The sequence below is a fragment of the Bradyrhizobium japonicum USDA 6 genome (assembly GCF_000284375.1).
GTDB classification, from domain to species: Bacteria; Pseudomonadota; Alphaproteobacteria; order Rhizobiales; family Xanthobacteraceae; genus Bradyrhizobium; species Bradyrhizobium japonicum.
Genome location: NC_017249.1, coordinates 7950673 through 7965547, shown reverse-complemented (window position 1 = coordinate 7965547; position 14875 = coordinate 7950673). Strand labels below are relative to the sequence as shown.

Annotated in this window: 13 protein-coding genes and 2 pseudogenes; 11 read left to right on the top strand and 4 right to left on the bottom strand. The window is 64.9% G+C overall.

Annotated elements, in window-relative coordinates:
- Nucleotides 1-30 precede the first annotated feature (30 nt).
- The 3 genes from BJ6T_RS37180 to tnpA form a co-directional block, all read right to left on the bottom strand.
- Complete coding sequence (locus tag BJ6T_RS37180) at nucleotides 31-651, bottom strand: tyrosine-type recombinase/integrase (RefSeq protein WP_014497735.1); 621 nt, start codon at nucleotides 649-651, stop codon at nucleotides 31-33.
- The gene (locus BJ6T_RS37175) at nucleotides 651-1871 is read right to left on the bottom strand and encodes a tyrosine-type recombinase/integrase (RefSeq protein ID WP_014497734.1); all 1221 of its coding nucleotides are present in this window, start codon (nucleotides 1869-1871) and stop codon (nucleotides 651-653) included. Before BJ6T_RS37175 ends, BJ6T_RS37180 begins: the two co-directional genes overlap by 1 nt.
- A 210-nt stretch (nucleotides 1872-2081) precedes the next feature.
- A complete protein-coding gene (gene tnpA, locus BJ6T_RS37170) occupies nucleotides 2082-2453 on the bottom strand; it encodes an IS66-like element accessory protein TnpA (RefSeq protein WP_157158178.1) in 372 nt (123 codons plus the stop codon).
- A 440-nt stretch (nucleotides 2454-2893) separates the two neighbouring features.
- Between tnpA and BJ6T_RS44190 the strand changes: the two genes are divergently transcribed.
- The gene (locus BJ6T_RS44190) at nucleotides 2894-3709 is read left to right on the top strand and encodes a YopT-type cysteine protease domain-containing protein (RefSeq protein WP_011084934.1); all 816 of its coding nucleotides are present in this window, start codon (nucleotides 2894-2896) and stop codon (nucleotides 3707-3709) included.
- 590 nt (nucleotides 3710-4299) lie between these two features.
- On the opposite strand, the gene BJ6T_RS37165 is transcribed toward BJ6T_RS44190, so the two are convergent.
- Nucleotides 4300-4839, bottom strand: a complete 540-nt coding sequence (locus tag BJ6T_RS37165) for a DUF2235 domain-containing protein (RefSeq protein WP_162177120.1) — start codon at nucleotides 4837-4839, stop codon at nucleotides 4300-4302.
- Nucleotides 4840-4959: 120 nt separating this feature from the next.
- Between BJ6T_RS37165 and BJ6T_RS37160 the strand changes: the two genes are divergently transcribed.
- From BJ6T_RS37160 to BJ6T_RS37110, 10 genes and pseudogenes are all read left to right on the top strand, one after another.
- On the top strand, nucleotides 4960-5265 hold the full coding sequence (locus tag BJ6T_RS37160) for a cytochrome P450 (protein ID WP_011084937.1): 306 nt from the start codon (nucleotides 4960-4962) through the stop codon (nucleotides 5263-5265).
- Nucleotides 5266-5281: 16 nt separating this feature from the next.
- Complete coding sequence (locus tag BJ6T_RS37155) at nucleotides 5282-6487, top strand: cytochrome P450 (RefSeq protein ID WP_011084938.1); 1206 nt, start codon at nucleotides 5282-5284, stop codon at nucleotides 6485-6487.
- A gap of 94 nt (nucleotides 6488-6581) precedes the next feature.
- On the top strand, nucleotides 6582-7871 hold the full coding sequence (locus BJ6T_RS37150) for a cytochrome P450 (protein ID WP_014497730.1): 1290 nt from the start codon (nucleotides 6582-6584) through the stop codon (nucleotides 7869-7871).
- Nucleotide 7872: 1 nt separating this feature from the next.
- Complete coding sequence (locus tag BJ6T_RS37145; protein ID WP_014497729.1) at nucleotides 7873-8163, top strand: ferredoxin; 291 nt, start codon at nucleotides 7873-7875, stop codon at nucleotides 8161-8163.
- 4 nt (nucleotides 8164-8167) lie between these two features.
- Nucleotides 8168-9013: an SDR family oxidoreductase gene (locus BJ6T_RS37140; RefSeq protein WP_011084940.1), complete on the top strand. Its 846-nt coding sequence runs from the start codon at nucleotides 8168-8170 to the stop codon at nucleotides 9011-9013.
- Nucleotides 9013-10356 (top strand): cytochrome P450, encoded by a 1344-nt coding sequence (locus tag BJ6T_RS37135; RefSeq protein ID WP_011084941.1) that lies wholly within the window; start codon nucleotides 9013-9015, stop codon nucleotides 10354-10356. Before BJ6T_RS37140 ends, BJ6T_RS37135 begins: the two co-directional genes overlap by 1 nt.
- Before the next feature lie 154 nt (nucleotides 10357-10510).
- Nucleotides 10511-11509 carry a polyprenyl synthetase family protein gene (locus BJ6T_RS37130; protein WP_028170303.1) on the top strand — a complete coding sequence of 333 codons (999 nt, stop codon included), beginning with the start codon at nucleotides 10511-10513 and terminating at the stop codon, nucleotides 11507-11509.
- A 142-nt stretch (nucleotides 11510-11651) separates the two neighbouring features.
- Nucleotides 11652-13201: pseudogene (locus BJ6T_RS37125) on the top strand (hypothetical protein).
- Nucleotides 13198-14100 (top strand): terpene synthase family protein, encoded by a 903-nt coding sequence (locus BJ6T_RS37120; RefSeq protein ID WP_011084944.1) that lies wholly within the window; start codon nucleotides 13198-13200, stop codon nucleotides 14098-14100. The pseudogene BJ6T_RS37125 and the gene BJ6T_RS37120 overlap by 4 nt, the downstream one beginning before the upstream one ends.
- Before the next feature lie 103 nt (nucleotides 14101-14203).
- A pseudogene (locus tag BJ6T_RS37110) lies at nucleotides 14204-14490 on the top strand (DDE-type integrase/transposase/recombinase); the annotation flags it as partial.
- Nucleotides 14491-14875 lie beyond the last annotated feature (385 nt).

The window sequence follows — 14875 nt, the reverse complement described above, 5'->3', positions numbered from 1 at the left end:
CCGTGTCGTGCCCCATGGCTTGCTTTGGCTCTATCGAGAAATCGCTGGGACCAAAGCGGGGGGCAGGAAGAAGTAGTCTAGCGACCGCCGGGTGACCAGATATCTGTCGAGCGCCAGCCGAGCTGTTGCGTGAAGTGGCAACAGCCGGCTCTTCTGGAACTTGGTCTGTCGGACGACGAGCCCATCGGCAGTTACATCGTCGATCTGCAGCGCCAATGCTTCTGCGATCCGCATGCCAGTAGCGGTGAGCAGGCCGAAGAGCGTTGCATACATGGTCGGTCTGATCGAGCCCGCTGGCCGGAGTGCCGCCGCAGCACGAAGCAATCGTGCGATCTCGTCCGCACTATAGATATACGGCGGTCGCCTCTTGACGACAGCGTGGCCGAGTGCATCCGCCGCCGGAACCTGATGGCGCGGATTCTCGGCGTGCATCGCCAGCGCGAACCGCCGCACGGTAAGCAACCGGTTGCGGCGCTGCTCCGGTGACGGCGCACGTGCGGCCCATGCCAGGACCCGGGCACTTCTGATGTGCCGGTCGCCGCACTCCTCGGCGAAGCTGACGTAGCCCCTCAGCAGGATTTGCTGGACACGGAACTTGAACCCCAGCGACTGCTGCTGGTCCACATATTTGGCAAGATATCGACTCAGCATCACGCATCTCCCGGCCAGGGCTGCGCGATCTGCAGCAGCATCGTCACGTCGACTTTGGCGTAGTGTGCGGTCATGTCCGGTGAGCGGTGGCGCAGTACGGCGCCAACCGTGTCGAGCGTCGCGCCGCCCCGGAGCATGGCCGTCGCGGCCGAATGCCGAAGCAGGTTGGCCCCATTCGACGGAACGGGGATACCGGCCTTTCGTATTGCACTACGCACAACATCAGAGACTGCGCTCGAACCTGTCAGCGGCCGGATTGGTGCATTCGACATGAAGAAGATTCGAACATCGGCGACGTGCGGCCGGGCCTGATCCAGATAAGCGAGCAAGGCATCCCCGGCGTCTTGCGGCAATGGTAATCTCGTCTCCCGCCGCCCCTTGCCACGAACCGACAGTGTCGCCTGTTGCCAATCAACATCGGTGAGACGAAGAGAGAGAATGTCGCCGGCCCGCAAGCCCAGTCGTGCCAACAGCAGCAGGATCGCCCGATCACGCACGCCAGTCGCCGTGGTCTGATCGCACGTTGCAATCAACGTCTCGACATCCGACGAGCGGATGTATCGCGGCAGCGACGACAGTCGCCACTGCGGAATGATTGGCACAGCCTGATCGAGTCCAGCTCGGCACAACCCCCGTGCGCTGAGGAACCGCAAATATCCTCTCAGCGCCATCGTCATCGTCTTCACATAGGCCAGCGAGACCCGCTTCGTCTCTGCAATGATCACGTCGCGAATGAGCTGAGCATTCCAACTTCGCGGCCTGATGCCAAGCGCCGGGAGCAGCCGCATGACCATGCGACCGTGCCGATCTATTGTCAGCTCTGTGACGCAGTCCTGGAACTCGACCACCCGGCGGTGGGGCGTCGGTAATGCGGGCTTCGGCTTGCGCTGGACGATTCCGCGCTCGCCGAGAAACTCGATGAACCGGCGTACCCGCCTCACGTACTTCGCGGACACGCTCCTCTCGCGACGGATGCCGGGGCATCGACAGCGATGCCGAGCGAACCGATCGGCGACGCCATCATCGATATCAGCGACTGCGATCTTGGCCAGCGTCAGCCATTGCGCGAGGTGACGGGCTGCAGCGTCATAGCCGCTCACCGTCAAGCTCTTATGCCCCAACACCGTCAGGTGTCGTGTGAACTCCGTCACCAGCGGGTCGAGATCGCCTGCGTCCATGCAGCGCAGCCCGTGGCAGTGATCCTCACTCGACTTGGCCATTCCTTGTCTCCCTTTCGTTGCCATCAAGGCAGGAAGAAAGGCCTCAGATTATGCTGAGTGAGAAAGAGGGCAGCAGGAACTAAACTGTTGATAACGAAGCGGGTCTCGGATTGAACGGCCGCACACTCCGCATAATCGTGGGCTCCGCATAATTACGAAAGTCGACCGGCCGCGTCGCGACAATGATCTTCACGCCCGCCGAAGCCGCGATCATGTCGTCGCCCTCACGGCCCGCAGCACATCGCGCAGCCAGGCCGGATCGACCCCCGCCGCTGCGCGAACTACCGCATCGCCAATCTCGATGCTGATCGTTATCCCGTTCCGCGTTGCCGCTTCCACGCACATCCCAGCGGGGCGAAGCTCCGACACCACCGGAACGAAGAGCGGTGCATCCTCCGCCGGCAAGCTCAGCAGACCGGCACGCGCGGCCTTGCGCCAAGCAAACAGGTGTTGCGGTGAGAGGTCGTGCCGGCGCGCCACCTCGGACACAACTGTGCCCGGCGCATATGACTCCGCCACGATCCGCCCCTTGACCACGGCGCTCCACCGCCGCCGACGCCCCGCTCCGACCTGGATATCCACCCGGCCCCGTGGCTCTGCAGCGTCAACTATATGGTCAACCATATATGCGAACCTTACTGTATATGACGGCTCGCATGTTGCCGATCAGCTCACGCCAAACAAGGTGTGGGAGACACACCGCTTACGCAGCAACACCGAACCGCTCGAGACAATCCGCGAGCATCCTGTCATTGCTCTCGATTTCGGGTTCGTGGGCGCTCGATGCCGCGCGAGCATCGCAGCGATAGCCTGTCGGTGGCGTTCCGGAATCTGAGGATCTGACACAGCACTACGCCGAGGCGTATCCGACGTTGTCAGAAGTCCGACAAAGGAACGCTTTCTTAGCTGTACAACTGCTGTCCGTCAGCTCGCCATCAGCTTGTCCGGGTATCCTCGCCGCAGGGCCTGAGCAGCCCGAATTGATGCGAAGAGACTAGCGTAGCACAGAGAGGTGAATCGTCATGTATGATCGAATCGGTGGCTCATCTACACGCACTAGCCAAACTGACGAACCGAGCCAGTCGGTGGATAGCGGCAGCTTTACAGAAACACTTGCAGATCTCGCGCCCCAGTGGAGCTCACGATCGGGGGAGTTGCCTGACAAGATGGGGGCCTGCTGCAGCAAGCCAGATACCTTGGATGCAAACGTTCAAACCTCTAGCGCCTCCGAACCCAGTACATCCTCTCCAGAGAGTCCGGCCACCTCCTTGTTCGAATACAGAACGGCCGACCTGCGTGATGCGAATGTGGACGGCATCTGCGTCGGGCTGACTGCGGAGTGGTTCCGCAATCTTAGCAACAGCCCATCAACCCGAATGAGTGCGCTCACACCCGGATCGCAAACGCACGCCTCAGCGGCTGAACGGCAGCAGCAATATCAACGTCTTAAGGATCAGTTGCGAAGCAGGGGAGCAGGATCTTCTCAGGCCGACCTTCAGGCACAAAATACCATTTTGGAGGAAGCAGGCTTGGAACCGGCTGGAGAAGAGAAGAGATTCGCATTCGGCAAGTCTTCGAACGTCAAGTCCATGGTGAACGAAATCAACGAAGACGGATCGAACCATTTACTCAGCTTGTATTTCGCTGAAGGCGGCGCCCACACAGTGGCGACGTCGGCCTCGAATGGAACGACCACGCTTTTCGACCCTAACTATGGAGAATTTACTGTTCGATCAGATCCTGACCAGATGGCTTCATTGTTACAAAGCCTCGCCAATCGTTACAGGAATCCCAACGGGCAGCATTTGTCGACAATCACGACGCAAAGGATGCAGTGAGTTGGGCCTTCAGGCCGCGGTGATTGACGCCTTCTGTGAAGGCGCGGATGCGTCGGCCGGCGCTTGCGTTCGGTCGCGGCGGGGGCAAATCTGCAGCGGATAGCCGGCTGCGTGCCGGCTTGCGAGTGTGCCGACATCGAAAGCGGGGGTGTCGGCACCCCGCTATCCATGACGGCCGGCACAAATTGCAATTCTGTTTCACAATGGCCGCCTGCGGTTTGCTCAACTGACGTCGCCAAGAAACAATTGCTGCGGCGACAATCCATGCCGTCCGCTATCGAATCACGCGCTTGATCCAGACCGACTGTGCGCAGAATATGAATTTCCACGACATCAGCTTTCGTTTGAAGCACGCTAAGCCGACGCATTGATATTGGTCCAGCTGTGACTCTTACAAGCAGCTTCATCCTGAAAAGCCAAAGTCTTGATTGACAAGGCACCTTATCTTCGAACGGTGAAAGCGTCGGAGTTTTCCACATTGCCAGGGTGCCCCTGCAGGACCTGAGGGGCGCGACTCCAGCGATTGCGCCGCTGCGGGCGGCGCCACAGAATGCACCCCGGCGCTGGTCGCTAATCTAATGCGCCCTACGCTAAAGGCCAGAACCGAGAGGCATCTCCGTAGCTACTTTTGGAAGCGTTTGTTCAGGAAGTGCGTCGCTCCCATGCGAGCCTTCACGTGCCGAACGGATGCTCGACTGTCTCGCGAGCTGGCGCATCGCCTCTGGGTTTGCATCAAGGCGCTGCTGCACGGCCTCGAGCAGATGCTCATGCTTGCGTGCTTCCAGAGTGCCTATCTTGTCCTTCAACTTCGCTGCCGGCACCCCCTCAAGCATAGCTTGAATCGCCTTATCTAGCTCGCGCTCAGTCCACTCCCGGCATCGTGACGCTGCGACCGCGCCCCGTCCCCGAGCTTCCGCATCTTCGGTAGCCAGAGCCACGAAGGCGGCGAGGTCTTGCCCTCCGGACAGGCTGACGCGATCGCGTTCGATGACGCCGGCGTCATCGGAGTGGTTTCCGGCGAACCACACCTGCTGCAGCCAATCCGCTTGAAATTTCGCGCAAGGGCTGCCCCGCACATTCAGCGCGAGAGCAGGCCTTTGTCGGGCACTTACTGCGCCCGTTGTCGGCATTGAGACTGAATGCCAGAAACCTGACACTACGCGCAGCTATGTAGTGCCTGCTGAGCCTGCGAATTCACTTCGGCACGCGATTTGCTCTGTTCACGGTGTGGGACCGGTCCGGAGGCTATAATGGCGGACACATCGGGGGCACGGTCGAACCTCCTTCACCAATCCGTACGGTCGATCTATGGCGATGCCGACAGGTTCGATGTCACCCGGCGGCACAACCCGCACCTGTCGTTCGGCCAGGGGCCGCATTTCTGCCTGGGCGCAGCGCTGGCGCGTCTGGAATTGGGCTGCGCCTTCCCCGCGCTGTTCGTGCGGCTGGAGCATCTGGCGCTGACCATCGCCGCGGAGGACGTCGTCTACATGCCGTCTTACGTCATTCGCTGCCCGCAGCGCCTGCCGGTCACCTTCCGCCCTTCCATCGCTTAGAGAGTGAAGTGCCACCATGTCCGAACAACAACCCTTGCCGACGCTGCCGATGTGGCGCGTCGATCACATCGAGCCCTCGCCCGAGATGTTGGCGCTACGCGCCAACGGTCCGATCCACCGCGTGCGCTTCCCCTCCGGGCACGAAGGCTGGTGGGTGACAGGCTATGACGAGGCCAAGGCGGTGCTGTCCGACGCGGCGTTCCGGCCCGCGGGAATGCCGCCGGCGGCATTCACCCCGGATTCGGTGATTCTCGGTTCGCCGGGGTGGCTGGTCTCGCACGAGGGGCGCGAGCATGCCCGGCTACGCGCGATCGTGGCGCCGGCCTTCAGTGACCGCAGGGTGAAGCTGCTCGTGCAGCAGGTCGAAGCGATCGCCGCGCACTTGTTCGAGACGCTGGCGGCCCAGCCCCAGCCCGCCGACCTGCGGCGCCACCTCTCCTTTCCGCTTCCGGCCATGGTCATCAGCGCGCTGATGGGCGTGCTCTACGAGGATCACGCCTTTTTCGCCGGGCTGTCCGATGAGGTGATGACGCACCAGCATGAAAGCGGCCCGCGCAGCGCGTCCCGCCTGGCCTGGGAAGAACTGCGCGCCTACATTCGCGGCAAGATGCGCGACAAGCGCCAGGATCCGGACGACAACCTGCTGACGGATCTGCTCGCTGCGGTCGACCAGGGCAAGGCGAGCGAGGAAGAGGCGGTTGGCCTGGCGGCGGGCATGCTGGTGGCGGGGCACGAGAGCACCGTCGCGCAGATCGAATTCGGCCTGCTAGCCATGTTCCGCCATCCGCAACAGCGCGAACGCCTGGTCGGCGATCCGTCCCTGGTCGACAAGGCGGTAGAGGAAATCCTGCGCATGTACCCGCCGGGCGCGGGCTGGGATGGCATCATGCGCTATCCGAGGACCGACGTGACCATCGCGGGCGAGCATATTCCCGCGGAGAGCAAGGTGCTGGTCGGCCTCCCGGCAACGTCGTTCGATCCGCACCATTTCGACGACCCGGAAATCTTCGATATCGAACGCCAGGAAAAGCCGCACCTGGCTTTTTCCTACGGGCCGCACGCGTGCATCGGCGTGGCGCTGGCCAGGCTGGAGCTCAAGGTGGTGTTCGGTTCGATCTTCCAGCGCCTTCCCGCGCTGCGCCTGGCCGTGGCGCCGGAACAACTGAAGTTGCGCAAGGAGATCATCACGGGCGGGTTCGAGCAGTTCCCGGTGCTCTGGTGATGTCGCGGACGCCACGGGCGATCTCGATCTTCTCCGGAATCTGCCGCGCGCCTGTCGCGCGCCGGTCAGATCAGCCCGCCAACAGGTAACCAGGATGGACGTGCAAGAAACCACGGCAGCATGCCGGGACGCCTTCGCCGAACTGGCGTCGCCAGCGTGCATCCACGACCCGTATCCGTTCATGCGATGGTTGCGCGAGCACGATCCGGTGCATCGCGCGGCGTCGGGCCTCTTTTTGTTGAGCCGCCACGCCGACATCTACTGGGCGTTCAAGGCCACGGGCGATGCGTTTCGGGGTCCGGCGCCCGGCGAACTGGCGCGCTATTTCTCGCGTGCGGCGACCAGCCCGTCGCTCAATCTGTTGGCGTCCACGCTAGCGATGAAGGACCCACCGACGCATACGCGTCTGCGCCGGCTGATCTCGCGCGATTTCACCATGGGCCAGATCGACAACCTGCGGCCGAGCATCGCGCGCATCGTCGCAGCGCGCCTGGACGGCATAACGCCCGCGCTGGAGCGCGGGGAGGCGGTGGACCTGCATCGGGAATTCGCGCTGGCCTTGCCCATGCTGGTTTTCGCCGAACTGTTCGGCATGCCCCAAGACGACATGTTCGAGCTCGCTGCCGGCATCGGCACCATTCTGGAAGGCCTGGGCCCGCACGCCAGCGATCCCCAGCTCGCCGCGGCGGACGCGGCCAGCGCCAGGGTGCAGGCCTACTTCGGCGACCTCATACAGCGCAAGCGCACCGATCCCCGCCGCGACATCGTGTCGATGCTGGTCGGCGCACATGACGACGATGCCGACACACTGTCGGATGCGGAGTTGATCAGCATGCTGTGGGGCATGCTGCTGGGCGGCTTCGTCACCACTGCTGCGAGCATCGACCATGCCGTCCTGGCGATGCTGGCGTATCCCGAACAGCGGCACTGGCTGCAGGCAGACGCCGCGCGGGTGAGGGCATTCGTCGAAGAAGTCCTGCGCTGCGACGCGCCCGCCATGTTCAGCTCCATCCCGCGTATCGCCCAGCGCGACATCGAACTGGGCGGCGTGGTGATTCCGAAGAACGCGGACGTGCGCGTGCTGATCGCGTCCGGCAATCGCGACCCGGACGCCTTCGCCGATCCCGATCGCTTCGATCCCGCGCGGTTCTACGGCACCAGTCCAGGCATGTCGACCGACGGGAAGATCATGCTGAGCTTCGGCCACGGCATTCACTTCTGCCTCGGTGCGCAACTGGCCCGGGTGCAGTTGGCCGAGAGCCTGCCGCGGATCCAGGCCCGCTTCCCCACGCTGGCATTTGCCGGGCAGCCGACCCGGGAGCCCTCGGCATTCCTTCGGACGTTCCGCACGCTGCCGGTGCGGCTGCATGCGCAGGGGAGCTGAGATGCGCGTCATGGTCGACCAGGATCTGTGCGGAACCAGCGGGCAGTGCGTGCTGACGCTGCCGGGCACCTTTCGCCAGCGCGAACCGGACGGCGTGGCCGAAGTGTGCGTGGCGACGGTCCCGCATGCGCTGCACGCCGCCGTGCGGCTCGCGGCCAGCCAGTGCCCGGTCGCCGCCATTCGGGTCATCGAAAGCGACGCTGGCGATGGCGAGCGCGCCAGCGCCGACCCTGCGCCTTCTCCAGCGGAGGCCGAGCGGCATGCCGCGAAAGACCAGCACAATCTAGGATGACACGATGGGACGGTTTGAAGGCAAAGTGGCCGTGGTGACCGGCGCCGGCGCCGGCATCGGCAAGGCATGCGCCCTCGCCATCGCGCGCGAGGGCGGCAGAGTGGTGGTGGCCGACATTGATGGCTCGGCGGCTATCGCCTGCACCGCGCAGATCGCGGCCGAAGCGGGCCACGCGCTCGCCCTGGCGATCGACATCGCCGATGCGCAGGCGGTGGCAGCGCTGTTCGAGACGGCGGAGCGGCACTTCGGCGGGGTCGACCTGCTGGTGAACAACGCGAGCGCGATGCATCTGACCCCGCGCGACCGCGCGATCCTCGAGCTGGAGCTAGCGGTCTGGGATCAGACCATGGCGACCAATCTGCGTGGCACGCTGCTCTGCTGCCGGCAGGCCATCCCCCGGATGATCGCCCGCGGCGGTGGCGCGATCGTCAACATGTCGTCGTGCCAGGGGCTCAGTGGTGACACCGCACTGACATCCTACGCCGCGTCGAAGGCGGCGATGAACATGCTGTCGTCCTCACTTGCCACCCAGTACGGTCATGCGCAGATCCGCTGCAATGCGGTTGCGCCGGGTCTCATCATGACCGAGCGACTCCTCGCCAAGCTGGACGCGTGCATGCAAACCCATCTGCGCCGTCACCAGCTCCTGCCGCGCGTCGGCCGCCCCGAGGACGTGGCCGCGCTGGTGGCGTTCCTGCTCTCCGACGATGCTGCGTTCATCACTGGCCAGGTCGTGTGCATCGACGGCGGCATGCTGGCGCATGTGCCGACATACGCCGACGGTGGCAACAGCCGCGCCGCGCGGCCTGCCGGCGAGACCGCAGAAGCGGACGCGGCGCCGCGCTGCTGATGGACATGCTGCTCAACCCGCTGAACCGTCGGCATCGGCTGCGGCACGACATCCCGGTCGTGCCCGGCGCTTTTCCCTTGGTCGGGCATCTTCCCGCCGTCGTCTGCGACCTGCCGCGCCTGCTGCGGCGTGCGGAACGGACGCTGGGCAGCCACTTCTGGCTAGATTTCGGCCCTGCCGGACACCTGATGACCAGTCTGGATCCGGATGCTCTCGCACTGCTCCGGCACAAGGACGTGTCCTCGGGGCTGATCGAAGACATCGCGCCCGAATTGTTTGGCGGAACGTTGGTCGCCCAGGACGGCATCGCGCACCGGCAGGCGCGCGATGCGATCCAGGCGGCGCTTCTGCCCAAGGGGCTGACCCTGGCCGGCATCGGCGAGCTGTTCGCGCCCGTCATCCGGGCGCGCGTGCAGAGGTGGCGGGAACGGGGCGACGTCACCATCCTGCGCGAAACCGGCGATCTAATGCTCAAGCTCATCTTCAGTCTCATGGGAATCCCCGCGCAGGACCTGCCGGGATGGCATCGCAAGTACCGGCAACTGCTGCAGTTGATCGTCGCGCCCCCGGTCGACCTGCCTGGACTGCCCTTGCGGCGGGGCCGCGCGGCCCGCGACTGGATCGATGCGCGGTTGCGCGAGTTCGTCCGCGCCGCGCGCGAACATGCCTCGCGCACCGGGTTGATCAACGACATGGTGAGCGCCTTCGATCGCAGCGACGATGCGCTTTCCGATGACGTCCTGGTCGCCAATATTCGCTTGCTGCTGCTTGGTGGTCACGACACCACCGCCTCGACGATGGCCTGGATGGTGATCGAGCTAGCGCGGCAGCCTGGGCTGTGGGACGCCCTGGTCGAGGAGGCGCAACGCGTAGGCGCGGTGCCGACTCGGCACGCGGACCTGGCGCAGTGTCCGGTCGCTGAGGCGCTGTTCCGCGAGACGCTGCGCGTGCATCCGGCGACGCCGCTCCTAGTGCGTCGCGCACTGCGTGAATTGCGAATCGGCCAACAGCGCATTCCTACGGGCACCGATCTGTGCATCCCGCTGCTGCATTTCTCGACCTCGGCGCTGCTGCACGAGGCGCCTGATCAGTTTCGGCTGGCGCGGTGGCTTCAACGCACCGAGCCGATCCGGCCGGTGGACATGCTGCAGTTCGGTACCGGCCCACACTTCTGCATGGGCTACCACCTGGTATGGCTGGAACTGGTGCAGTTCTGTATCGCCTTGGCGCTGACCATGCACGAGGCCGGGGTGCGGCCGCGGTTGCTGAGCGGCGTCGAAAAAGGCCGGCGCTATTACCCGACCGCACATCCGTCCATGACTATCCGCATCGGATTCTCATGAGCTGGCATCGCATGCCCCGTGTGGTGAGGCAGCGGCGCCGGCGACGCGCGGCATTGCTGCACTCGGCGCGCGCGCTCGGTGCGAGGCCGGCAACACCGCGGCGGCTCGCCGCTCGCCGTGGCCGTCTCCTGGCAGGTACAAGGACATGAACAACATGCAGACTGGTTCCACGCCACACGACGACCGAGCTGGCGTTTCCGCGAACGGCATATTGGGCGCGCAGGCGCGCGGCGCATCCGGCAGGCTGCTGCCCGAGATCTGGATGCAGGACGGCGCAAAGCGGGTCGAAGAGGCGCTGGCGCGTCTTCTCTGCGCCGAAGACGACGGTGAGACCGAGCTGATGGCGGCGATGCGCTACGCCACCTTGCATGGCGGCAAGCGCACCCGCGCCTTGCTCTGTTTGGCTGCCGGCGCACTGGCCGACACGCCGGCGCACATGCTCGATGACGTCGGTGCCGCCATCGAGATGATGCACGCCTGTACGTTGGTCCACGACGATCTGCCCGCGATGGACGACGACGTGCTTCGCCGCGGCCTTCCGACCGTGCACGTCAAGTTCGGCGAAGCCACCGCGATCCTGGTCGGCGATGCGCTGCAGGCGCACGCCTTCCTGACCCTGGCGAGCCTGAATGCGCCGGGCGACAGCCCTATCGCGCTCGTGCGCGAACTGGCGCAGGCGGTGTCCGCCGAGGGGGCCGCAGGCGGGCAGGCCATAGATCTGTCGCTGGTTGGAAAGCACGTCGAGCTGGACAGGATCGTGGCGATGCACCGGATGAAGAGCGGAGCGCTAGTGCGCGCGTCCGTTCGCATGGGCGCGCTATGCGCTGTCGGCGTGAATGCCGCGCACGCTGCACTTTACTGTGCGCTGGATCACTACAGCGCCTGTTTCGGCCTGGCGTTACAGGTGATCGACGACATTCTCGACGTGACAGCGGATACCGCGGCGCTGGGCAAGACCCCCGGCAAGGACGCGGCGGCGCAGAAGCCGACCTGCGCGTCGATCATGGGACTGCAGGAAGCACGCCAGTTCGCGCTGGATCTGTTGCGCGATGCCGGCGAGGCCATCGCGCCGCTGGGGCCGCGTGCGGAACGGTTGGCGCAACTCATACAGTGGGCCAACGCGTATCTGTTCAAACACGCGCCACGCGCATGAGCGCGCCCGTCCGCATCGAGTCGCCCCTGTGCCGCTGCGATCGGCCGGCGGCAGAGTGCATCCTGCACTGTGTCCGAGTCCGCGGCGCCGATCGCAGCGGTTGCCCGCCGCGGCGCACGTTTCTGCAAACGGAACATCCCGCGTGAACGCGCTGTCCGAACATATCCTTTCCGAATTGCGCCGCCTGCTGAGCGAAATGAGCGATGGCGGCAGCGTCGGTCCGTCCGTCTACGACACGGCGCAGGCGCTGCGCTTCCACGGCAACGTCACCGGTCGGCAGGACGCATACGCGTGGCTCATCGCGCAGCAACAGGCCGACGGCGGATGGGGAAGCGCGGACTTCCCGCTGTTCCGCCATGCGCCCACGTGGGCGGCGTTACTGGCATTGCAGCGTGCCGATCCTCTTCCCGGAGCTGCGGACGCAGTCCAGACTGCAACGAGGTTCCTCCAGCGCCAGCCCGATCCCTACGCACATGCGGTGCCAGAAGACGCGCCGATCGGCGCGGAGCTGATCCTGCCGCAGTTTTGCGGTGAGGCCGCATCCTTGCTGGGTGGCGTAGCGTTTCCGCGCCATCCTGCGCTGTTGCCATTGCGGCAAGCGTGCCTGGTCAAGCTGGGGGCGGTGGCGATGTTGCCGAGCGGCCATCCGTTGCTACACTCCTGGGAAGCCTGGGGGACGTCGCCGACCACCGCATGCCCGGATGACGACGGCAGCATCGGCATCAGTCCGGCGGCCACCGCCGCGTGGCGTGCCCAGGCCGTGACACGGGGGAGCACGCCGCAGGTCGGGCGCGCCGATGCGTATCTGCAGATGGCATCGCGGGCGACGCGCAGCGGCATCGAAGGTGTCTTTCCCAACGTCTGGCCGATCAATGTGTTCGAGCCATGCTGGTCGCTGTACACCCTGCATCTGGCCGGGCTTTTCGCGCATCCCGCGCTCGCGGAGGCGGTTCGCGTGATCGTCGCGCAGCTCGACGCCCGTCTGGGCGTGCACGGTCTGGGCCCGGCCTTGCACTTCGCGGCTGATGCGGACGACACCGCCGTTGCGTTGTGCGTCCTGCACCTTGCAGGCCGTGACCCGGCGGTCGATGCGTTGCGCCATTTCGAAATCGGCGAGCTGTTCGTCACCTTCCCCGGCGAACGCAATGCCTCGGTGTCGACCAACATTCATGCCCTGCATGCGTTGCGACTGTTGGGAAAGCCCGCCGCGGGCGCCAGCGCGTACGTCGAGGCCAATCGCAACCCGCACGGTCTATGGGACAACGAAAAATGGCACGTTTCGTGGCTGTATCCCACCGCGCATGCGGTCGCTGCGCTGGCGCAAGGCAAGCCCCAGTGGCGAGATGAGCGCGCGCTGGCGGCGCTGCTGCAGGCGCAGCGCGACGACGGTGGCTGGGGCGCGGGTCGCGGGTCCACGTTCGAGGAAACCGCCTATGCGCTGTTTGCGTTGCACGTGATGGATGGGAGCGAAGAGGCGACAGGGCGCCGGCGCATCGCGCAGGTGGTGGCGCGTGCGCTGGAGTGGATGCTCGCCCGCCATGCGGCGCATGGATTGCCGCAGACGCCGCTGTGGATCGGCAAGGAACTGTATTGCCCCACTCGGGTCGTGCGCGTGGCCGAACTCGCCGGGTTGTGGCTGGCGCTTCGTTGGGGCGGCGCGTCCTGGCCGAGGGGGCAGGAGCGGCGCCATGATCCAGACTGAACGCGCGGTGCAGCAGGTGCTGGAGTGGGGACGTTCCCTGACCGGATTCGCCGACGAGCATGCCGTGGAAGCGGTCAGGGGCGGCCAGTACATCCTGCAGCGCATCCACCCGAGCCTGCGCGGCACCAGCGCCCGCACCGGTCGCGATCCGCAGGACGAAACGCTGATAGTGACGTTCTATCGCGAACTGGCGCTGCTGTTCTGGCTCGACGATTGCAACGACCTTGGCCTGATCTCGCCGGAACAGCTCGCCGCGGTGGAGCAAGCGCTGGGGCAGGGCGTGCCGTGCGCGCTCCCCGGATTCGAGGGTTGCGCTGTGCTGCGCGCTTCGCTGGCCACGCTCGCCTACGATCGTCGCGATTATGCTCAGCTTCTCGACGATACCCGGTGCTACTCCGCGGCGCTGCGCGCCGGACACGCGCAGGCGGTAGCGGCGGAACGCTGGTCCTACGCTGAGTACCTGCACAACGGCATCGATTCGATCGCCTACGCGAACGTGTTCTGTTGCCTGTCCTTGCTGTGGGGGCTGGATATGGCGACCTTGCGCGCGCGTCCGGCGTTTCGCCAGGTCCTGCGGCTCATCTCCGCGATAGGGCGTCTGCAGAACGATCTGCATGGATGCGACAAGGACAGGTCGGCCGGCGAGGCCGACAACGCGGTGATCTTGCTGCTGCAGCGCTATCCAGCTATGCCTGTGGTGGAGTTCCTCAACGACGAGCTGGCCGGCCATACGCGCATGCTGCACCGGGTGATGGCGGAAGAACGCTTTCCCGCGCCGTGGGGACCATTGATCGAGGCCATGGCGGCCATCCGCGTGCAGTACTACCGGACCTCGACCAGCCGCTACCGCAGCGACGCTGTGAGGGGAGGCCAGCGCGCGCCGGCCTGAACGCGCAGGAGGCGGCGGCGTGCGCGCGCTGCCGTCGGCCCGATCCGACGCAACGCCGCCGCCCGATGGAGCGAGCATGAGCGACACCGCCCTGAGACTGCACGTCCACGACCAGTTCGCCAACGGCCGGCGCTTCCGCATTCTCAACATCGTCGACGACGTCACTAAGGAATACCTGGGCGCCATTCCGGAGACGTCAATCCGGGGCGGCGGGTGGCCCGCGAACTGAAGGAAATCGTTGAGCGACGCGGCAAGCCAGGAATGATCGCGTCCGACCATGGCACCGAGTTCACCTGCAACGCCATGCTGGCCTGGAGCAAGGACACGGTCATCGACTGGCACTTCATCGCGCCGGGAAAGCCGATGCAGAACGGCTTCATCGAGAGATTCATGTATAGACGGCCGCGCGGATGCAAGGGATTTCAGCAGCAATTTGGATATCGGTCGGGTGCGTTCATGTATACGGCCTATCATTGCGACCGATAGCATGGCCGCTCGCCCTGATGGAGATCGCGGATCGAGGCCTCATCAACGGGTCGCGCTTGTTGCGCTTAAAACTCTTCTGTCAATCGGCCCTTTAATTGCGGATTATTGTCAACTCTCTTTTTTTGAAGCCATTCGGCAAGACGGTAGCGCTCGACCTCCCCGTCGGCCCGATTCGGCGCGCGCCAATTGTGCACACAATCGGCGAGAAATGGGGGAGCGTGCTACGACCTGTTCACAGCCCTTTCTGTCGCGGGCCATGTCGCGCCGAGCAGCCGGGAGTTGTTGGCAA

Excerpts from the sequence above, each read along its gene's own strand:
- BJ6T_RS37145 (WP_014497729.1), top strand. The coding sequence starts at position 7,873 with ATGCGCGTCATGGTCGACCAGGATCTGTGCGGAACCAGCGGGCAGTGC.
- BJ6T_RS37160 (WP_011084937.1), top strand. The coding sequence starts at position 4,960 with ATGGCGGACACATCGGGGGCACGGTCGAACCTCCTTCACCAATCCGTA.
- BJ6T_RS37140 (WP_011084940.1), top strand. The coding sequence starts at position 8,168 with ATGGGACGGTTTGAAGGCAAAGTGGCCGTGGTGACCGGCGCCGGCGCC.
- BJ6T_RS37180 (WP_014497735.1), bottom strand. The coding sequence starts at position 651 with ATGCTGAGTCGATATCTTGCCAAATATGTGGACCAGCAGCAGTCGCTG.
- BJ6T_RS37135 (WP_011084941.1), top strand. The coding sequence starts at position 9,013 with ATGGACATGCTGCTCAACCCGCTGAACCGTCGGCATCGGCTGCGGCAC.
- BJ6T_RS37120 (WP_011084944.1), top strand. The coding sequence starts at position 13,198 with ATGATCCAGACTGAACGCGCGGTGCAGCAGGTGCTGGAGTGGGGACGT.
- BJ6T_RS37155 (WP_011084938.1), top strand. The coding sequence starts at position 5,282 with ATGTCCGAACAACAACCCTTGCCGACGCTGCCGATGTGGCGCGTCGAT.
- BJ6T_RS37165 (WP_162177120.1), bottom strand. The coding sequence starts at position 4,839 with ATGCCGACAACGGGCGCAGTAAGTGCCCGACAAAGGCCTGCTCTCGCG.
- BJ6T_RS37130 (WP_028170303.1), top strand. The coding sequence starts at position 10,511 with ATGCAGACTGGTTCCACGCCACACGACGACCGAGCTGGCGTTTCCGCG.
- BJ6T_RS37175 (WP_014497734.1), bottom strand. The coding sequence starts at position 1,871 with ATGGCCAAGTCGAGTGAGGATCACTGCCACGGGCTGCGCTGCATGGAC.
- BJ6T_RS44190 (WP_011084934.1), top strand. The coding sequence starts at position 2,894 with ATGTATGATCGAATCGGTGGCTCATCTACACGCACTAGCCAAACTGAC.
- BJ6T_RS37150 (WP_014497730.1), top strand. The coding sequence starts at position 6,582 with ATGGACGTGCAAGAAACCACGGCAGCATGCCGGGACGCCTTCGCCGAA.